This window comes from Maribacter algarum (ex Zhang et al. 2020) (genome assembly GCF_005885635.1).
Classification (GTDB): domain Bacteria; phylum Bacteroidota; class Bacteroidia; order Flavobacteriales; family Flavobacteriaceae; genus Maribacter_C; species Maribacter_C algarum.
Genome location: NZ_VATY01000003.1, coordinates 436,102 through 454,019, shown reverse-complemented (window position 1 = coordinate 454,019; position 17,918 = coordinate 436,102). Strand labels below are relative to the sequence as shown.

General features: G+C 37.1%; 19 protein-coding genes and 5 tRNA genes. 23 read left to right on the top strand and 1 reads right to left on the bottom strand.

Features of this window, described 5'->3' with window-relative positions; all coding sequences use genetic code 11:
- Nucleotides 1-8: 8 nt before the first annotated feature.
- Nucleotides 9-455 (bottom strand): MarR family winged helix-turn-helix transcriptional regulator, encoded by a 447-nt coding sequence (locus FEE95_RS15600; RefSeq protein WP_138658923.1) that lies wholly within the window; start codon nucleotides 453-455, stop codon nucleotides 9-11.
- Between the two features lie 141 nt (nucleotides 456-596).
- On the opposite strand from FEE95_RS15600, the gene FEE95_RS15595 reads away from it, so the two are divergent.
- From FEE95_RS15595 to rpoB, 23 genes are all read left to right on the top strand, one after another.
- Complete coding sequence (locus tag FEE95_RS15595; protein WP_138658922.1) at nucleotides 597-908, top strand: rhodanese-like domain-containing protein; 312 nt, start codon at nucleotides 597-599, stop codon at nucleotides 906-908.
- 75 nt (nucleotides 909-983) lie between these two features.
- Nucleotides 984-2,267: a DUF2851 family protein gene (locus FEE95_RS15590; protein WP_138658921.1), complete on the top strand. Its 1,284-nt coding sequence runs from the start codon at nucleotides 984-986 to the stop codon at nucleotides 2,265-2,267.
- A gap of 9 nt (nucleotides 2,268-2,276) precedes the next feature.
- Nucleotides 2,277-2,504, top strand: a complete 228-nt coding sequence (locus tag FEE95_RS22340; RefSeq protein ID WP_138658920.1) for a PspC domain-containing protein — start codon at nucleotides 2,277-2,279, stop codon at nucleotides 2,502-2,504.
- Nucleotides 2,505-2,506: 2 nt separating this feature from the next.
- Nucleotides 2,507-3,514 (top strand): potassium channel family protein, encoded by a 1,008-nt coding sequence (locus FEE95_RS15580; RefSeq protein ID WP_138658919.1) that lies wholly within the window; start codon nucleotides 2,507-2,509, stop codon nucleotides 3,512-3,514.
- A gap of 109 nt (nucleotides 3,515-3,623) precedes the next feature.
- Nucleotides 3,624-5,234, top strand: a complete 1,611-nt coding sequence (locus FEE95_RS15575) for an alanine/glycine:cation symporter family protein (protein WP_138658918.1) — start codon at nucleotides 3,624-3,626, stop codon at nucleotides 5,232-5,234.
- 10 nt (nucleotides 5,235-5,244) lie between these two features.
- A complete protein-coding gene (locus FEE95_RS15570; RefSeq protein WP_138658917.1) occupies nucleotides 5,245-6,120 on the top strand; it encodes a ComEA family DNA-binding protein in 876 nt (291 codons plus the stop codon).
- A 10-nt stretch (nucleotides 6,121-6,130) separates the two neighbouring features.
- The gene (locus FEE95_RS15565; RefSeq protein WP_138658916.1) at nucleotides 6,131-7,300 is read left to right on the top strand and encodes an acyl-CoA dehydrogenase family protein; all 1,170 of its coding nucleotides are present in this window, start codon (nucleotides 6,131-6,133) and stop codon (nucleotides 7,298-7,300) included.
- 111 nt (nucleotides 7,301-7,411) lie between these two features.
- Nucleotides 7,412-7,606, top strand: a complete 195-nt coding sequence (rpsU, locus tag FEE95_RS15560) for a 30S ribosomal protein S21 (protein ID WP_138658915.1) — start codon at nucleotides 7,412-7,414, stop codon at nucleotides 7,604-7,606.
- A gap of 154 nt (nucleotides 7,607-7,760) precedes the next feature.
- A complete protein-coding gene (locus tag FEE95_RS15555) occupies nucleotides 7,761-8,654 on the top strand; it encodes a tyrosine-type recombinase/integrase (protein ID WP_138658914.1) in 894 nt (297 codons plus the stop codon).
- 45 nt (nucleotides 8,655-8,699) lie between these two features.
- Complete coding sequence (gene hpf, locus FEE95_RS15550) at nucleotides 8,700-9,002, top strand: ribosome hibernation-promoting factor, HPF/YfiA family (protein WP_138658913.1); 303 nt, start codon at nucleotides 8,700-8,702, stop codon at nucleotides 9,000-9,002.
- Nucleotides 9,003-9,101: 99 nt separating this feature from the next.
- Nucleotides 9,102-9,175, top strand: a tRNA-Thr gene (locus tag FEE95_RS15545).
- A gap of 45 nt (nucleotides 9,176-9,220) precedes the next feature.
- Nucleotides 9,221-9,302: transfer RNA gene (locus FEE95_RS15540), tRNA-Tyr, on the top strand.
- A 53-nt stretch (nucleotides 9,303-9,355) separates the two neighbouring features.
- Nucleotides 9,356-9,428 (top strand) — tRNA-Gly (locus FEE95_RS15535).
- A gap of 60 nt (nucleotides 9,429-9,488) precedes the next feature.
- Nucleotides 9,489-9,560 (top strand) — tRNA-Thr (locus tag FEE95_RS15530).
- Between the two features lie 60 nt (nucleotides 9,561-9,620).
- The gene (tuf, locus tag FEE95_RS15525) at nucleotides 9,621-10,808 is read left to right on the top strand and encodes an elongation factor Tu (protein WP_138658912.1); all 1,188 of its coding nucleotides are present in this window, start codon (nucleotides 9,621-9,623) and stop codon (nucleotides 10,806-10,808) included.
- 68 nt (nucleotides 10,809-10,876) lie between these two features.
- Nucleotides 10,877-10,952, top strand: a tRNA-Trp gene (locus FEE95_RS15520).
- Between the two features lie 14 nt (nucleotides 10,953-10,966).
- Nucleotides 10,967-11,155 (top strand): preprotein translocase subunit SecE, encoded by a 189-nt coding sequence (secE, locus tag FEE95_RS15515; protein ID WP_138658911.1) that lies wholly within the window; start codon nucleotides 10,967-10,969, stop codon nucleotides 11,153-11,155.
- Nucleotides 11,156-11,166: 11 nt separating this feature from the next.
- Nucleotides 11,167-11,718 carry a transcription termination/antitermination protein NusG gene (gene nusG / locus FEE95_RS15510; protein WP_138658910.1) on the top strand — a complete coding sequence of 184 codons (552 nt, stop codon included), beginning with the start codon at nucleotides 11,167-11,169 and terminating at the stop codon, nucleotides 11,716-11,718.
- A 67-nt stretch (nucleotides 11,719-11,785) separates the two neighbouring features.
- Complete coding sequence (gene rplK / locus FEE95_RS15505) at nucleotides 11,786-12,223, top strand: 50S ribosomal protein L11 (protein ID WP_138658909.1); 438 nt, start codon at nucleotides 11,786-11,788, stop codon at nucleotides 12,221-12,223.
- Nucleotides 12,224-12,243: 20 nt separating this feature from the next.
- Nucleotides 12,244-12,933, top strand: a complete 690-nt coding sequence (gene rplA / locus FEE95_RS15500) for a 50S ribosomal protein L1 (RefSeq protein WP_138658908.1) — start codon at nucleotides 12,244-12,246, stop codon at nucleotides 12,931-12,933.
- A gap of 25 nt (nucleotides 12,934-12,958) precedes the next feature.
- Nucleotides 12,959-13,477 (top strand): 50S ribosomal protein L10, encoded by a 519-nt coding sequence (gene rplJ / locus FEE95_RS15495; protein ID WP_138658907.1) that lies wholly within the window; start codon nucleotides 12,959-12,961, stop codon nucleotides 13,475-13,477.
- 50 nt (nucleotides 13,478-13,527) lie between these two features.
- The gene (gene rplL, locus FEE95_RS15490; protein WP_138658906.1) at nucleotides 13,528-13,908 is read left to right on the top strand and encodes a 50S ribosomal protein L7/L12; all 381 of its coding nucleotides are present in this window, start codon (nucleotides 13,528-13,530) and stop codon (nucleotides 13,906-13,908) included.
- A gap of 144 nt (nucleotides 13,909-14,052) precedes the next feature.
- Nucleotides 14,053-17,862, top strand: coding sequence for a DNA-directed RNA polymerase subunit beta (gene rpoB, locus FEE95_RS15485; RefSeq protein ID WP_138658905.1), 3,810 nt, complete (start codon nucleotides 14,053-14,055; stop codon nucleotides 17,860-17,862).
- The last annotated feature ends 56 nt before the right edge of the window (nucleotides 17,863-17,918 follow it).

Genomic DNA, 17,918 nt, shown 5'->3' with positions numbered 1-17,918 from the left:
TTTCTATTTTAAAATTTATTTAACAATGTGTTTAGTTGTTCCAATTCTTTCTTAGATATGTTTTCTAAAATTGACTTTTCGGCTTTGATCATAGCAGAGTCTATCTTTTTTAGAATATTTCTCCCTTCTGTGGTAATACTGATTTCTACTTTTCTTCTGTTTGAAGGACAAATAATTCTATCTACGAAGCCCTTTAGAATCAGCTTATCTACAAGACGTGTTGTATTACTCATTTTAGTGACCATTCTTTCATTTAAAGTAGAAAGATTGGCTGGTTTTTCGTTTTGTCCCCTTAGAATTCGCAATACATTGAATTGTTGCAGTGAAACATCAAAAGGTTTTAAAGCTTTTGAAATAGACTCATTGATTTTATTGTTGACCAACATAAAATGAATAATCGTTCGTCTTTCTAGTGGGATTTTCTTTTCCGTTTTTATGATTTGCTCAACATTCATGTTATTACAACAATTGTATATACAAATGTATAAGTAATTTTCACTCCTCAAAATAATAATTGAATAAAGTTTTGTTAAAAAAGATAGGATGAATTTGGTACGGAAATTGTAATTTTGAAAGAGATAATAAAATAATATTTTATGGCAGATTTATCGCAAGAAGAATGGGTAGCTCAATTGGCAAAAGATGAGAATTCATTTATACTAGACGTTCGCACTGAAGATGAGGTGGCAGAAGGTCATATACCTAATATGAACAATATAGATATACATCTAGGTCAGGGTTTTTTAGACGAACTTGAAAAATTGGACAAGTCGAAAAACTACTATGTTTATTGTCGTTCAGGCGGTAGAAGTGGTCAGGCTTGTGCAATCATGAACAGCGTTGGCTTTGAAAATGCCTATAACCTTGAAGGGGGTTTTATGAATTGGGAAGGTGAAGTAGCTGAATAACAATATTTAAAATACAGTTTTTTCCTACATTTATTTTTTCTTTTACTTTAGTGCGAAACAATAACCTTAATTTTCGTGCGCGAAGACCTTCTTCATTTCATTTGGAAATACAAAAAACTGCAACTTACAGATTTGCTAACTACAAGTGGCCAATCTATTGTTTTAATTGATGTGGGTTTACACAACCACTTGGCAGGTCCTGATTTTTTTAACGCAAAAGCTAATATCGCAAACCAGCTATGGGCCGGAAACGTTGAAATACATATCAAAGCATCTGATTGGTATTTACATAAACACGAAGAAGATTCTAATTACGACAATGTCATTTTACATGTGGTTTGGGAGGATGATGCTACCGTTTTCAGAAAGGATAATTCTGAAATCCCCACCTTGGAATTGAAAAATTACATTTCTAGGGAATTACTAATGGCTTATAAAAACCTATTTGATAAAAGGCAAAAAACCTTTGTCAATTGTGAAAAGGATATCGCTCAAGTCGATTCCTTTGTATTTCAAAATTGGATCGAACGACTATTCTTTGAAAGGCTAGAACGAAAATCAGAATTCGTTCTTTCGCTCTTAAAGAATTCAAAAAATAACTGGGAGCAGGTTTTGTTTTCACTACTTTTAAAGAACTTTGGGCTTAAAACCAACGGAGAAGCTTTTTTAAGTCTATCATATGCTTTGGATTTTTCAGTGGTTCGAAAATTACAATCCGACGTGCTCCAATTGGAAAGTGTTTTCTTCGGAATGGCACATTTACTGAATGATGAAACTATTTTAGATACCTACTACATTCAATTAAAAAAAGAATACCAATATGCACAGCATAAATTTGATTTAAAGAATGAGGGGGTCATAAAACCCGAGTTCTTTAAGCTGCGACCGCCTAATTTTCCCACTATTCGGCTTTCTCAATTGGCGAAGTTATATGCGGTACATCAAAACGTATTTAATAAAGTAATCCATGCCCATTCCATTGATGAGTTGTATTCACTTTTTGATATTTCTGCAAATATCTACTGGGATAATCATTTTACTTTTGGAAAGTCCTCCAAAAAAAGTCCCAAAAGACTAACAAAGAAGTTCATTGATTTATTGATAATTAACTCCGTTCTACCTCTAAAATTTTGCTATGCAAGGCACCTAGGGAAGGATCCTAACGAATCTATTATCAGCATTATTTCTAATATTAAAAGGGAAGATAATTCCATCATTTCCAACTTCAAAAATCATGGGGTTACAGTTAAAAATGCAAGAGATACTCAGGCCATACTTCAACTATACACGGAATACTGTACCAAGAATAAATGCTTGGAATGTGCGGTAGGTAATACGTTATTACAGGGAAATGTTTAATTTTAGCCTGTGAACTTGTTCTACACTCTACTTTATTACTTTCAAAAGCGCGGTTTCGAAGTATGTCGGCGAATTGCCGAACGTTTGGGTATTCGGGCTCGCGTTGTCAGAACATCATTTATTTATCTTACGTTTGTAACCATTGGTTTTGGTTTCGCGCTTTATTTGTTTCTAGCATTTTGGTTGAAAATCAAAGACCTTATTTACACCAAAAGAACTTCTGTTTTTGACCTATAAAAATGATTAAACTTTCCCGGTCTAAAATATACCTTGCCATAATTCTGCTACATGCAGTTGTGCTTATTGGTGTTTTAGGGTATCGATTTTTGGCAGATTATACATGGACCGATGCGCTTTATATGACGGTAATCACTATGGCTACCGTTGGCTTCAAGGAAGTCCAGCCATTAGACGATACAGCTAAAATTTTTACAGTATTTTTAATTTTAGCCAGTGTTTTCATACTTGGTTTTGCAATCGCTGTACTAACCGAATATCTTTTAGGAAGAAATTCCCTTCAACTTTTAAAAAAGAAAAGAGTGAAAAATAAAATCAAAAGCTTATCGAATCATGTTGTAGTTTGCGGTTACGGTCGTAATGGAATGCAAGCTGCAGAGCGCTTAAATGCTTATAATAGACCTTTTGTGGTAATTGAAAAGAATAGAGATGTTGTTGAAAAATATGAAAATGATACTTGGTTTATAGAAGGAGATGCGAGCGATGACGAAGTATTGAAGGAAGCAGGTATTGATAAAGCACAATATCTAATTGCTGCAATGCCCGATGATGCGGCGAATTTGTTTGTGGTGCTTTCTGCACGGCAATTGAATCAAAAGCTATTTATAATTAGCAGGGCTTCCCTTGCGACATCACAGAAAAAACTATTTTTGGCGGGCGCCAACAAAGTCATTATGCCTGATAAAATAGGAGGAGACCATATGGCTTCTTTAGTGGTAATGCCTGATTTAATTACTTTTATGGACAAACTTTCGATGGAAGGAGAGCATACTACAAATCTAGAGGAAGTGGCTATAGAAGATTTTGCAGATCAGATAGATTGCAGTTCAATCAGAGATTTAGACCTGAGACAAAAAACCGGATGTACAATCATTGGCTATATCGCTCCCGACGGTGATTACATCATTAATCCCGAAGCTGATTTAGAGCTTCAGCCAAAGAGTAAAGTAATTGTTCTCGGAAGACCCGAGCAGATTAAGAAACTGAACGAGATGTTTCATATCGACTAAGTTAATTTAACACTATTGTTTGATTGTGTTGCTTATTTTTATGATATTGTTGCCTTTCAAAATTGCCTAAGAATCAAACAGGCTGTAAACTAAACCAAACTTTCAAATTATGAAGTATAAACTTCTTACCCTTTTTACATTGTTGTTTACCCCTTTTATTAGTATTGCTCAAGAGACCTCAGAAATGGGACTCGATGAAAGAATTAATGCTTGGTTCGAGCCCATTACTGCAGTTTGGGAAGGTATTGTTTTTTGGCAAGTGCCGGGCACTGGCATTCCTCTTGTAGTTATTATTCTTGTATTAGGGGCTACTTTTTTCACCATCTATTTTGGATTTATAAATATTCGAAAATTTCCGTTGGCAATTAATGTCGTTCGCGGAAAGTATGATGATGTTGAATCTCCAGAGGGTCATGGAGTCGAAAAAGCTGAAGTCAACATTGTAGATGGCGATTTGCCCGATACCATACGTGATGAAAGTGAAGAAGGCGAAGTAAGTCATTTTCAGGCCTTGGCAACCGCAGTTTCTGGTACTGTAGGTTTAGGAAACATTGCAGGTGTGGCATTAGCGATTGCAATTGGAGGACCTGGTGCTACGTTTTGGATGATTCTTTGTGGATTGCTAAGTATGTCTACAAAATTTGTAGAATGTACTTTGGGTGTTCAATATAGAGATGTAGGTGATGATGGTACCGTTTACGGCGGTCCTATGTACTATCTGTCACGAGGTTTAAAGGAAAGAGGTTTCACCGGTTTAGGTAAGGTTCTTGCTATAGTTTTTGCAGTGCTTTGTGTTGGTGCTTCTTTTGGAGGAGGTAATGCTGTGCAATCCAACCAAGCCGCAGAACAATTAATAGGTATGATGGGTCTAGAAGGTGGTTCTTCAGGTTTCATTATAGGTATAGTACTCGCAATCGTTGTCGGAATAGTTATTATTGGTGGTATTAAAAGAATTGCCCAGGTAACAGAGAAAATTGTTCCTTTTATGGCAGCTATTTATGCAATAGCTTGCTTGATTGTAATTTTCGCAAACTTCTCTTATATCGATGATGCTTTCGGGCTTATATTTAAAGGTGCTTTTACACCTGAAGCTGGCTTAGGTGGTTTATTCGGAGTTCTAATAGTAGGTTTCAGAAGAGCAGTTTTCTCTAATGAAGCTGGTGCCGGTTCAGCCGCAATTGCCCATTCAGCGGTGAAAACGAAATACTCGGCTAGTGAAGGTATAGTTGCTTTGTTAGAGCCTTTTATCGATACAGTGGTCATCTGTACAATGACGGCGCTAGTAATAATTTTCTTTAACAGTGGTGGGGCTTTTGAATATGGTGGTGATGGCGCAGGTCAAGTATTGATTGATGGCGCTAACGTTGGCGGTGTTACCTTGACATCTATGGCTTTCCAATCGGTTATTCCTTGGTTTCCTTATGTCTTGACACTTGCGGTATTACTTTTTGCGATTTCAACTATGATTTCTTGGTCTTATTACGGACTTCAATCTTGGAAATATTTATTCGGTCGAAGTAAAGTAGCAGATCTCTGCTACAAAGTATTATTCATAGCATTTATTATAATTGGTGCCTCCGCTTCGATGGGAGCTGTATTTGCCTTTTCGGATGCTATGATACTTGCATTGGTCTTTCCAAATATGATTGGTTTGATGATATTGTTCCCTGTAGTTAAAAAGGAACTTAATCGTTATTTAGATGCGATTAAAAAATCATAAATAGAACCTTTTGAAAAACTTCAAATCCCACTTCAGGTTCAACAAACAGGAGCGAAGTGGGATTTTCTATTTACTCCTGATTATTCTTCTGCTCCAAGTTGGGTATTTTGTTTTTCGATTTCTTCCTATAGAGAAATCAACGAATTCTTTTACCGCTGATATGAAAATGCAGGCGATGATTAATGTTTTAAAGGAGAATTCACTTCGGAAGGATACGGTTAAGGTATTTCCATTCAACCCTAACTTCATCACAGATTATAAAGGTTACACTTTAGGAATGTCCGTTGAGGAAATCGATAGACTACATGCTTTTCGTGCAACAGCTAAGTATATTAACACGCCTGAAGACTTTCAGAAAGTAACTCAAGTTTCAGATTCTTTGTTAATGACATTCGCTCCTTTCTTCAAGTTTCCTGAATGGACAAAAAAGAGTGAGCAGTACTCAGTAAGAAGTGAACGGAAACCAAAATCTAACGATAAGGCTTTTGAAATTAAGGACCTAAATGTCGCAACTGCCGAAGACTTAAAAGCAATAAACGGTATTGGCGAAAAGTTATCTGCGAGAATCGTAAAATTTCGAGATAGATTGGGTGGGTTTTTAGTAGACGAACAATTGTATGATGTTTACGGATTAGAACCAAATATTGCAAAGCAGGCTTTGACCAGATTTAAAGTGTTTAACAAACCAGTGATTCAAAAAATCAATATCAACACTTCGTCCGCACATGAAATCAGCTCGTTAGTATATATAAAGTATGCCATTGCGCTAGAAATTGTGTCTTTTCGGGAAGCTAATGGCAATTTTTCAAACTTAAACGAATTGGAAAATATTCTCGATTTACCCTCGGAAAAGATTGATAGAATAGCATTATATTTGTCCCTATAAAAAGAATGCTATGCAAAGCATGTACTTCACTGAAGAACATCAATTATTTAGAGAAAGCCTTAAAGAATTTTTAAAAAAAGAAGTTTCCCCACATATTGAAAAATGGGAGGAGACAGGAACTATCGATTCCTTTATCTGGAAGAAGTTTGGAGAGATGGGGTATTTTGGTTTGGCTACACCGGAATCTGATGGAGGCTTGGGCTTAGATTTATTTTATACCGTTATTTTTCTAGAAGAATTGCAAAAGATAAACTCAGGCGGTTTCGCTGCTGCTATATGGGCCCACGCTTATTTGGCGATGACTCACTTGAATAAAAATGCAGGGGAACATTTACGAAAAGAATATTTGGAGCCTAGTGTTTTAGGTGAGAAAATAGGCTGTTTGGGTGTGAGTGAACCATTCGGAGGTAGTGATGTAGCAGGTATGCGTACTACGGCAATTAAAGAAGGTCATGCCTATCTTTTAAATGGATCGAAAACTTTTATTACCAATGGGGTTTATTGCGACTATATGATTGTTGCTGCGAAAACAGATGCTTCTGCTGGTAATAAGGGAATTACAATTTTTGTTGTAGATAGAAACAGTGAAGGAGTTTCAGCCAACAAGCTTAATAAGTTAGGTTGGAGAGCTTCGGATACTGCGGAATTAGCTTTTGATAATGTTACAGTACCTGCCGCCAATATTCTTGGCGAAGAAGGAAAAGGCTTTACTTATATAATGGAAGCCTTTGCTCTTGAGCGTTTGGTAATGGGAATTAATGCGCATGCTAGAGCCGATTATGCTTTGGAATATGCACTTCAATATATGTCTGAACGCGAAACCTTTGGAAAAAAAATCAATCAATATCAGGCCTTAAGACATCGTATTGCTGATTTATATGCGGATATGGATATTTGTCGTGAGTATAACTATTCAGTTGCCTACAAAATGGAACGGGGTGAATATGTTGTGAAAGAAGCTACGATATCAAAGCTGCGATCTACTAAAATGGCAGATGAGGTCGCCTATGAATGCTTACAATTTTTAGGGGGTTATGGTTATATTGAAGATTATCCTATGGCTAGATTGCTTCGTGATAGTCGTCTTGGACCAATCGGGGGCGGGACTTCAGAGATACTTCGCGAGATCATAGCTAAAATTGTCATAGACAAAAAAGAATATAAGGCTCCTAAAAGCTAATCACATTTTTTATAAAATAGTTTTAAATATATTTATTCATATTTGGTTGCCAGTTGTAAATTAGTTTCTATCTTTGCACCCCTAATCACTAAAGAAAGGAGGTTGTAGCCCATGTTAATAATACCAATTAAAGAAGGAGAAAACATCGATAGAGCTTTAAAGCGCTTCAAGCGAAAGTTCGATAAAACAGGTACAATGCGTCAATTGCGTAAGCGACAAGCATTCACAAAACCTTCAGTAGCTCGCAGAGCTCAAATTCAAAAAGCACAATATATTCAAGGTTTAAGAGATCAAGAAGAAATATAGTTTTCTGATATTCTTATTTTTAGATATTTTAAATCCCGCTAATAGCGGGATTTTTTTTGTTATATCATTTTTCGGTATCCTTCCTACGAAGTTGTGAATCTGTTTATGTTGCCTTAAGAGTTTATTTCCCTCAAAACTTTCCTAACTTTGATATATGTCTTCACTTGAATCTTTCATTTCCTATTTGTCCTTAGAAAAGAATTACTCCGCTCATACCGTGAGGGCATATCAAAAGGATATTGAGGAGTTTACTTCTTTTTGTGAGATGGAGTATGATTTAGACCAAATTGATACTGTTGATTACTCTATAATTCGCAGTTGGATAGTTACTTTAGTGAATACATCTATTTCAAATCGAACCATAAATCGCAAGGTTGCTTCTTTAAAAGCCTTCTATCGTTTTTTACAAAGAATAGAAAAGATTACTTCGAATCCGTTGTCAAAGCACAAAGCTTTAAAAACATCTAAGAAGATTGAGGTTCCTTTTTCTGAAATGGAAATGGACAATGTTTTAAAGCAGATTACATTCGAAGATGACTTTGAAGGACGGCGCGACAAGTTGATTATTGAGCTTCTTTATACAACAGGAATCCGTAGAGCAGAGTTGATTAATCTGAAACTAACAGATTTAGATTTGGACAGAAATACAATTATAGTTTTAGGCAAAAGAAACAAAGAGCGAATTGTACCACTGCTGGTCTCTACGAAAAAGTTATTTCTAGCCTATTTCGACAAACGGAAAGACTTAGAAGGCTTATTCGATGAAAGGTTTGTTTTCTTGTCAAAAGCTGGGGTTAAAATCTATGAAACACTTGTCTACAGAGTAATAAATAAGTACCTTAGTGAAGTGTCATCGAAAGTAAAAAAGAGTCCTCATATCTTGAGGCACACCTTTGCGACACATCTGCTCAATAAAGGAGCAGACTTGAATTCAGTTAAGGAATTGCTAGGACATTCTAGTTTAGCATCAACTCAGGTTTATACTCATAATAGTATTGCTGAACTCAAAAAAGTGCATCTGGCCTCGCATCCAAGGAGTAAAAAATAGGTTTTCTTCTTTTATTCTAATTGTTTAACTTTTAAAACCCAAAGTATGAAGGTAAACGCTCAATCAGTAAATTTTAATGCCGACACTAAGCTTATCCAATTTGTTCAAAATCGTTTAGATAAGTTGGAAACATTTTATGATAAAGTCATTAGTTCAGACGTGTATCTTAAAGTTGAAAATACGAGTTCGAAAGAAAATAAAATTGCAGAAATAAAATTGAATATTCCTAGAGATAAATTTGTAATTAAAAAACAATGTAAATCCTTTGAAGAAGCTGTGGATTCGGCCTGTAATTCTTTGGAAAGAAAACTAAAAAAAAGAAAGGAAAAATTACGAGTAAATAGTTGATTAAAATTTTCAATATTTTGTTTTGTTTAAACAAATAAATATATACATTTGCAGTCCGTTAGAAATAGCGGACTTTTTTATGCGTAAAAAAGTTAAAAAGCCGATGTAGCTCAGCTGGCTAGAGCAGCTGATTTGTAATCAGCAGGTCGTGGGTTCGAGTCCCTCTATCGGCTCTTTTAGAGAGAAAGTTCATAACAATATTGATATATTTTAAAGAGGGGGAGATACTCAAGCGGCCAACGAGGGCAGACTGTAAATCTGCTGACTACGTCTTCGCAGGTTCGAATCCTGCTCTCCCCACATCTTTAATATAAACCAAGAATTTCAGAATATTTTTTGAGATTCAAAAAAATGCGAGAGTAGCTCAGTTGGTAGAGCGTCAGCCTTCCAAGCTGAATGTCGCCGGTTCGAACCCGGTCTCTCGCTCTAAATGAGTTTGCGTTTGTGGTCTAGAGGTTTGATATTTTTTGACCTCGAACTCAAAAAGCCGACGTAGCTCAGGGGTAGAGCGTTTCCTTGGTAAGGAAGAGGTCACGGGTTCAATTCCCGTCGTTGGCTCTATTAGTTGACAAATTTGTACACACACTAATATAAACATAAGATTAAAATTCATTAAAAATGGCAAAGGAAACTTTTGATCGTTCCAAACCGCACTTAAATATTGGTACAATTGGACACGTCGATCACGGAAAAACTACATTGACTGCAGCTATTACTACGGTATTGGCAAACGCAGGGTTATCAGAACTTAGAAGTTTTGAATCTATTGACAATGCTCCTGAGGAGAAAGAAAGAGGTATTACAATTAATACTTCACATGTAGAGTACTCTACTGCTAATCGTCACTATGCACACGTTGATTGTCCTGGTCACGCGGATTACGTTAAGAACATGGTTACTGGTGCTGCTCAAATGGACGGTGCTATTCTTGTTGTTGCTGCTACCGATGGTCCTATGCCACAAACTCGTGAGCACATCCTTTTAGGTCGCCAGGTTGGTATTCCTAGAATTGTTGTTTTCATGAACAAAGTTGACATGGTTGATGATGAAGAGCTTTTAGAGCTTGTTGAAATGGAAATCAGAGAATTACTTTCTTTTTATGAGTATGATGGTGACAACGGACCTGTTGTTGCTGGTTCTGCTTTAGGTGCACTTAACGGTGAGCAAAAGTGGGTTGATACAGTAATGAAGTTGATGGAAGAAGTTGATGCTTGGATTGAACTTCCAAAAAGAGATGTTGAAAAAGATTTCTTAATGCCTGTTGAAGATGTATTTACCATTACTGGTCGTGGTACTGTTGCAACTGGTCGTATAGAAACAGGTGTTGCCAACACAGGTGATGCTGTTGATATCATTGGGATGGGTGCTGAGAAATTAGCTTCTACTGTAACTGGTGTTGAGATGTTCCGAAAGATTTTGGATAGAGGTGAGGCTGGAGATAACGTAGGTATCTTATTGAGAGGTATTGAAAAGTCTGATATCAAAAGAGGGATGGTAATCTGTAAGCCAGGTTCTGTTAAGCCACATGCTAAATTTGAAGCTGAGGTTTATATTTTGAAAAAAGAAGAAGGTGGTCGTCATACACCATTCCATAATAACTATCGTCCACAGTTCTATGTTAGAACTACGGATGTTACAGGTACTATCAATCTGCCTTCTGGAGTTGAAATGGTTATGCCTGGAGATAATCTTACTATTACTGTTGATTTATTGTCTCCAATTGCGTTGAGCGAAGGACTTCGTTTTGCAATCCGTGAAGGTGGTAGAACAGTAGGTGCTGGTCAGGTTACTAAGATTTTAGATTAAGATCTTTTTAAAGTAATATACATTAAGGGTGTCCGCCAACAGGCGGATACCTTTCAATGTAAATATAAACGGGTGTAGCTCAGTTGGTAGAGCACTGGTCTCCAAAACCAGGTGTCGGGAGTTCGAGTCTCTCCTCCCGTGCCAAAAAATAGATTAGTATGTTGACATATATAAGAGAATCAGTTGAGGAACTGAGAAATAATGTTACGTTGCCGTCAAGAGCAGAATCTTCTAACTTGATGGTTGTTGTGGCTGTTTTCTCTATCCTTTTTGCTCTTGCAACCTGGGGTGTAGATACCGTTTTTAGTGAATTGATCAAACTATATTTCGATAACGTATTAAACTAAGCCAAAGTCCTATGTCAGAAGTATTGGAGAAAAAATGGTACGTGGTAAGAGCAGTAAGCGGCCAAGAAAATAAAATCAAAGGATATATCGAAAGCGAGGTATCCCGTCTTGGTTTTTCTGACTATTTAGAGGATGTTTTGGTGCCTACTGAAAAAGTAGTGCAGATTAGAAATGGAAAGAAGATTAACAAGGAAAGAGTTTATTTTCCTGGTTATATAATGATAAAGGCAAACTTGGGCGGTGAAATGATTCACATTATTCGTTCCATTACAAACGTAATTGGATTTTTAGGTGAAACCAAAGGAGGTGACCCTGTTCCATTGCGTAAGTCTGAAGTGAATAGAATGCTTGGTAAAGTAGATGAATTGGCAGTGAACACGGATAGTGTTGCTATTCCATTTGTCTTTGGCGAGACAGTTAAGGTAATTGATGGACCTTTCAATGGTTTTAACGGAACTGTTGAAAAGATCAACGAAGAAAAGCGTAAGCTTGAGGTAATGGTTAAGATTTTCGGAAGAAAAACGCCATTGGAATTGAGCTATATGCAGGTAGAAAAGATTTAAAGAAATTGTTACATATTTAAAAGTTGTGTTGCTTCCAATTGACACACTTTCAATTTAATTTTAAACAATGGCAAAAGAAGTAGGTAAAGTAGTTAAACTACAAGTTAGGGGAGGTGCAGCGAATCCATCGCCACCGGTTGGACCCGCCTTAGGTGCTGCCGGCGTTAACATCATGGAGTTCTGTAAGCAGTTTAATGCTCGTACGCAGGATAAACCAGGTAAGGTTTTACCAGTTGTTATCACCGTCTATAAAGACAAGTCGTTTGACTTCGTTGTAAAAACACCGCCAGCGGCAGTTCAATTGATGGAAGCAGCTAAGATTAAAAAAGGATCTGGCGAACCTAACCGAGTGAAACTAGGTAGTGTATCTTGGGATCAAATCAAGACTATAGCTGAAGATAAAATGGTAGACCTTAATGCGTTTACTGTTGAATCTGCTATGAGTATGGTTGCAGGTACTGCACGTTCAATGGGTATGAAGGTAGCCGGAAAACGACCTTTTTAAAATCTTATAAAGCAATTTAAATGGCAAAGTTAACGAAGAAGCAAAAAGAAGCTCATTCAAAAATAGAGAAAGATAAACTTTACTCTGTGGACGAAGCTTCCGCTTTGATAAAAGAGATAACCAATACAAAATTTGACGCATCTGTTGATTTAGCGGTTCGTTTGGGTGTAGATCCAAGAAAAGCTAATCAAATGGTTCGTGGGGTTGTTACCCTTCCACATGGAACAGGTAAAGATGTAAAAGTTTTGGCTTTGGTAACACCAGATAAAGAAGCAGAGGCTAAAGAGGCTGGTGCTGATTTTGTTGGATTACAAGAATATTTGGATAAAATTAAAGCCGGTTGGACAGATGTTGATGTTATCATCACCATGCCAAGTGTAATGGGTAAATTAGGACCTTTAGGACGTGTTTTAGGACCAAGAGGATTGATGCCTAATCCAAAAACAGGAACGGTTACAATGGATGTTGCGAAGGCAGTATCTGATGTCAAATCTGGTAAGATTGATTTCAAAGTAGATAAAACAGGTATAGTTCATACCGCAATTGGTAAGGCATCTTTTTCGGCAGACAAAATTGCTGGAAATGCACGCGAGTTATTAGAGACTTTGAACAAATTGAAGCCTACATCATCTAAAGGTGTTTACATGAAGAGCGTTTTCATGTCAAGTACCATGAGTCCAAGTGTTCAGTTAGATCCAAAGACAATTTAATAACCGGTAGTTAAAAGTTATAAGTATGACAAGAGAAGAAAAAGCAACGGTTATAGAAGATTTAACTACGCAGTTGGCGGAGAATTCTACGATTTACTTGGCGGATATTTCTGGCCTAGATGCTCTTAACACTTCTGATTTAAGAAGAGCTTGCTTCAAAGCAAACGTTAAGCTTGCGGTAGTTAAAAATACCTTGCTTGCGAAAGCAATGGAAGCTTCTGATAAAGAATTTGGTGAACTTCCTGAAGTGTTGAAAGGAAATACTTCTTTAATGTTCGCTGAGGTAGGAAATGCTCCTGCAAAATTAATAAAGAACTTTAGAAAGAAAGCGGATAAGCCTCTTTTAAAAGGAGCCTTTGTTGAGGAAGCAATTTATATTGGTGATGAAAACTTAGATACACTAGTTAGTATCAAGTCTAAAGAAGAAATGATTGGAGAAATCATAGGATTACTTCAATCTCCTGCTAAGAATGTTATTTCCGGATTAAAATCTGGTGGTAGTAAACTTTCAGGAATTTTGAAAACATTATCAGAAAAAGAATAGTACGCACTAAAAACAATTATATTTTAAAAATTTATTAAACGATAGTAAAAATGGCAGATTTAAAAGATTTCGCAGAACAGTTGGTTAACTTAACCGTAAAAGAGGTTAATGAATTAGCTGATATATTAAAAGATGAGTATGGTATAGAGCCTGCAGCTGCTGCTGTTGCTGTTGCTGCTGGTGGCGGTGCCGCTGGTGGTGGAGAAGCCGCAGAGGAAAAGTCAGAATTTGACGTAATTTTAACTGCTGCTGGTGGTTCAAAATTAGCAGTTGTTAAATTGGTTAAGGAATTGACTGGTTTAGGATTGAAAGATGCTAAAGACATCGTTGATAGCGCACCAAAAGCCGTTAAGGAAGGTGTTGCTAAAGACGAAGCTGAAGGAATCAAAAAATCTTTAGAAGAAGCAGGAGCGGAAGTTGAGCTTAAATAATAGCGACAACATATAGCACTTTTGGTTTAGGTCTTTCCACGCTTCAGCGAGGTCAGACCTAAACCTATTTTATACACTTAGCGAAGTATATAAAGTCATATACAACCCAAAAGTTTAGTATTCACTATCAAATACTGTCCATAGATGTTCACAAACACTACTGAAAGAATAAATTTTGCATCCGCTAAGAACACACCGGAATATCCGGATTTCTTGGACATCCAGATTAAATCATTTCAAGACTTTTTTCAACTTGAGACGAAATCTGACGAAAGAGGAGATGAAGGTTTGTACAATACCTTCCAAGAGAATTTCCCAATTACTGATACCAGAAACCAGTTTGTATTGGAGTTTTTGGATTACTTCATTGACCCGCCTAGATATTCTATCCAAGAATGTATCGAGCGTGGTTTGACTTATAGCGTACCACTAAAGGCTAGGCTGAAGCTTTACTGTACCGATCCTGAGCACGAAGATTTTGAAACTATTGTTCAAGATGTGTATTTAGGAACAATTCCTTATATGACCCCATCTGGTACATTCGTAATAAATGGCGCTGAGCGTGTAGTGGTTTCTCAATTACACCGTTCACCAGGGGTTTTCTTTGGACAATCTTTCCATGCAAATGGAACTAAGTTATATTCGGCAAGGGTAATTCCTTTTAAAGGTTCTTGGATTGAATTTGCTACTGATATCAATGGCGTTATGTATGCTTACATTGATAGAAAGAAAAAATTACCTGTTACAACCTTGTTCAGGGCTATTGGCTTTGAGCGTGATAAGGATATCTTGGAAATCTTTGACCTCTCCGAAGAGGTAAAAGTTTCTAATGCAGGTTTGAAAAAAGTTTTAGGTCGAAAATTGGCGGCTAGAGTCTTGAACACTTGGCATGAAGATTTTGTTGATGAAGATACAGGTGAAGTTGTATCTATCGAAAGAAATGAAATCGTATTAGATCGCGATACAATTTTAGAGAAAGAGCACATTGCAGAGATTATGGAGGCCGATGTGAAAACTGTCCTTCTTCATAAAGAAAATAATGCGCAGTCTGACTACGCAATTATTCATAATACATTACAAAAAGACCCTACGAACTCTGAGAAGGAGGCCGTGGAACATATATACCGTCAATTACGTAATGCAGAACCGCCTGATGAGGAGACTGCTCGTGGTATAATTGACAAATTGTTCTTCTCAGATCAACGTTACAACTTAGGTGAAGTCGGACGTTATAGAATGAATAAGAAATTACAGTTAGATATCGGAATGGACAAGCAGGTCTTGACCAAAGAAGATATCATTACTATTATCAAGTATTTGATTGAGCTGATTAACTCCAAGGCAGAGATTGATGATATTGATCACCTTTCAAACCGTCGAGTACGTACTGTAGGTGAGCAGTTGTCTTCTCAGTTCGGAGTTGGTCTAGCGCGAATGGCAAGAACTATTCGTGAACGTATGAACGTTCGAGATAATGAAGTGTTTACACCGATTGATTTAATTAATGCAAAGACTTTGTCTTCCGTTATTAATTCTTTCTTCGGAACAAACCAGTTATCTCAGTTTATGGATCAAACAAATCCATTAGCGGAGATTACGCACAAGAGAAGATTATCAGCATTGGGACCAGGCGGACTTTCAAGAGAAAGAGCAGGTTTTGAAGTTCGTGATGTTCACTATACACACTATGGAAGACTTTGTCCGATTGAAACACCGGAGGGTCCGAATATTGGTTTAATTTCTTCTTTGGCTGTTTTTGCTAAGGTGAACCCAATGGGTTTTCTAGAAACTCCGTATCGTAAGGTTGATAAAACCAAGGTAAACACAAAGGAGTATGTTTACTTAAGTGCTGAGGAGGAAGAGGGAATGAAAATTGCGCAAGCAAACATCCCTATGAAAGATAATGGGCAAATTGATAGCGAGAAGGTGATTGCTCGCGAAGAAGGAGATTTTCCAGTAGTTGACCCATCAGAAATTAACTATACTGATGTTGCTCCAAATCAAATTGCATCGATTTCAGCCTCATTGATTCCTTTCTTGGAACATGATGATGCGAATCGTGCTTTGATGGGGTCAAACATGATGCGTCAGGCGGTTCCATTATTAAAACCACAGTCTCCGATTGTTGGTACAGGTTTGGAGCGTCAAGTTGCATCTGATTCTCGTGTATTGATTAATGCAGAGGGTGATGGGGTTATTGAATATGTTGATGCTCAGAAAATAACGGTAAAGTATAAGAGAACGGATGCTGAGAGATTAGTAAGTTTTGAAGAAGATTCAAAATCTTATAAATTGGTGAAGTTTAGAAAAACAAACCAAGGTACAAGCATCAACTTGAAACCAATCGTTCAAAAAGGCGATAAGGTTAAGAAAGGTCAAGTCCTTTGTGAAGGATATGCAACTGAAAAAGGTGAATTAGCATTAGGTAGAAACCTTACTGTTGCCTTCATGCCTTGGAAAGGATATAACTTTGAAGATGCGATTGTAATTTCTGAAAAAGTAGTTCGTGAGGATATCTTTACTTCGATTCATGTTGATGAATATTCTTTGGATGTTCGTGATACAAAATTAGGAGCTGAAGAATTGACGCATGACATTCCTAATGTTTCTGAGGAGGCAACCAAAGACCTTGACGAAAATGGAATGATTCGTATCGGTGCAGAAGTGAAACCTGGAGACATATTAATAGGTAAGATTACTCCGAAAGGAGAGTCGGATCCAACTCCGGAAGAAAAACTACTTCGGGCTATTTTCGGTGATAAGGCGGGTGATGTAAAAGATGCATCGTTAAAAGCTTCTCCTTCTTTAAGAGGTGTTGTTATCGAAAAGAAATTGTTCTCTCGTTCTATTAAAGATAAGCGCAAGCGTTCTGAAGATAAGGAGGCAATTACAACACTTGAGTTGGAATATGAAGTGAAGTTTGAGCAACTGAAAGATATTTTGGTTGAGAAGCTATTCTCTATTATTAACGGAAAAACATCACAAGGTGTCTTAAATGATTTGGGAGAGGAAGTACTTCCTAAAGGTAAGAAGTACACGATGAAAATGTTAAACGCTGTTGATGATTTCGCTCATTTAGTAGGTGGAAGCTGGACAACTGATAAAGCTACAAATGCTTCTGTTGCTGATTTACTTCATAACTACAAGATTAAATTGAACGATCTTCAAGGAAACTTGAGGAGAGATAAGTTTACCATCTCTGTAGGTGATGAATTACCAGCAGGAATTATAAAGCTGGCTAAAGTATACGTTGCTAAAAAACGTAAACTGAAAGTTGGTGATAAGATGGCAGGTCGTCACGGAAACAAGGGTATTGTTTCTAGAATTGTACGTCAAGAGGATATGCCTTTCTTAGAAGATGGAACTCCAGTTGATATCGTATTGAATCCTTTAGGTGTACCATCTCGTATGAACATCGGTCAAATTTATGAAACCGTTCTTGGTTGGGCAGGTTTGAAATTAGGTAAGAAGTTCGGAACGCCAATTTTCGATGGTGCAACCCTAGATGAAATCAATGCCTATACTGATGAAGCAGGTATTCCGAGATTTGGACATACCTATCTTTATGATGGTGGAACAGGTCAACGTTTTGATCAACCTGCAACCGTGGGTGTGATTTATATGTTGAAGCTAGGTCACATGGTAGACGATAAGATGCACGCACGTTCAATAGGTCCTTACTCTTTAATTACACAACAACCATTAGGTGGTAAAGCACAATTTGGTGGTCAGCGTTTTGGAGAAATGGAAGTTTGGGCATTAGAAGCATATGGTGCTTCTGCTACCCTAAGAGAAATATTGACGGTAAAATCTGATGACGTAATTGGTAGAGCTAAGACCTACGAATCAATTGTCAAAGGAGAGACCATGCCAGAGCCTGGTTTACCAGAATCTTTCAATGTATTGATGCACGAACTTAAAGGTTTAGGTTTGGATATTAGACTTGAAGAGTAGGTAATACCGGTTTTGAACACTATTTAGAATAACACATTAAAATTATCACCATAGAA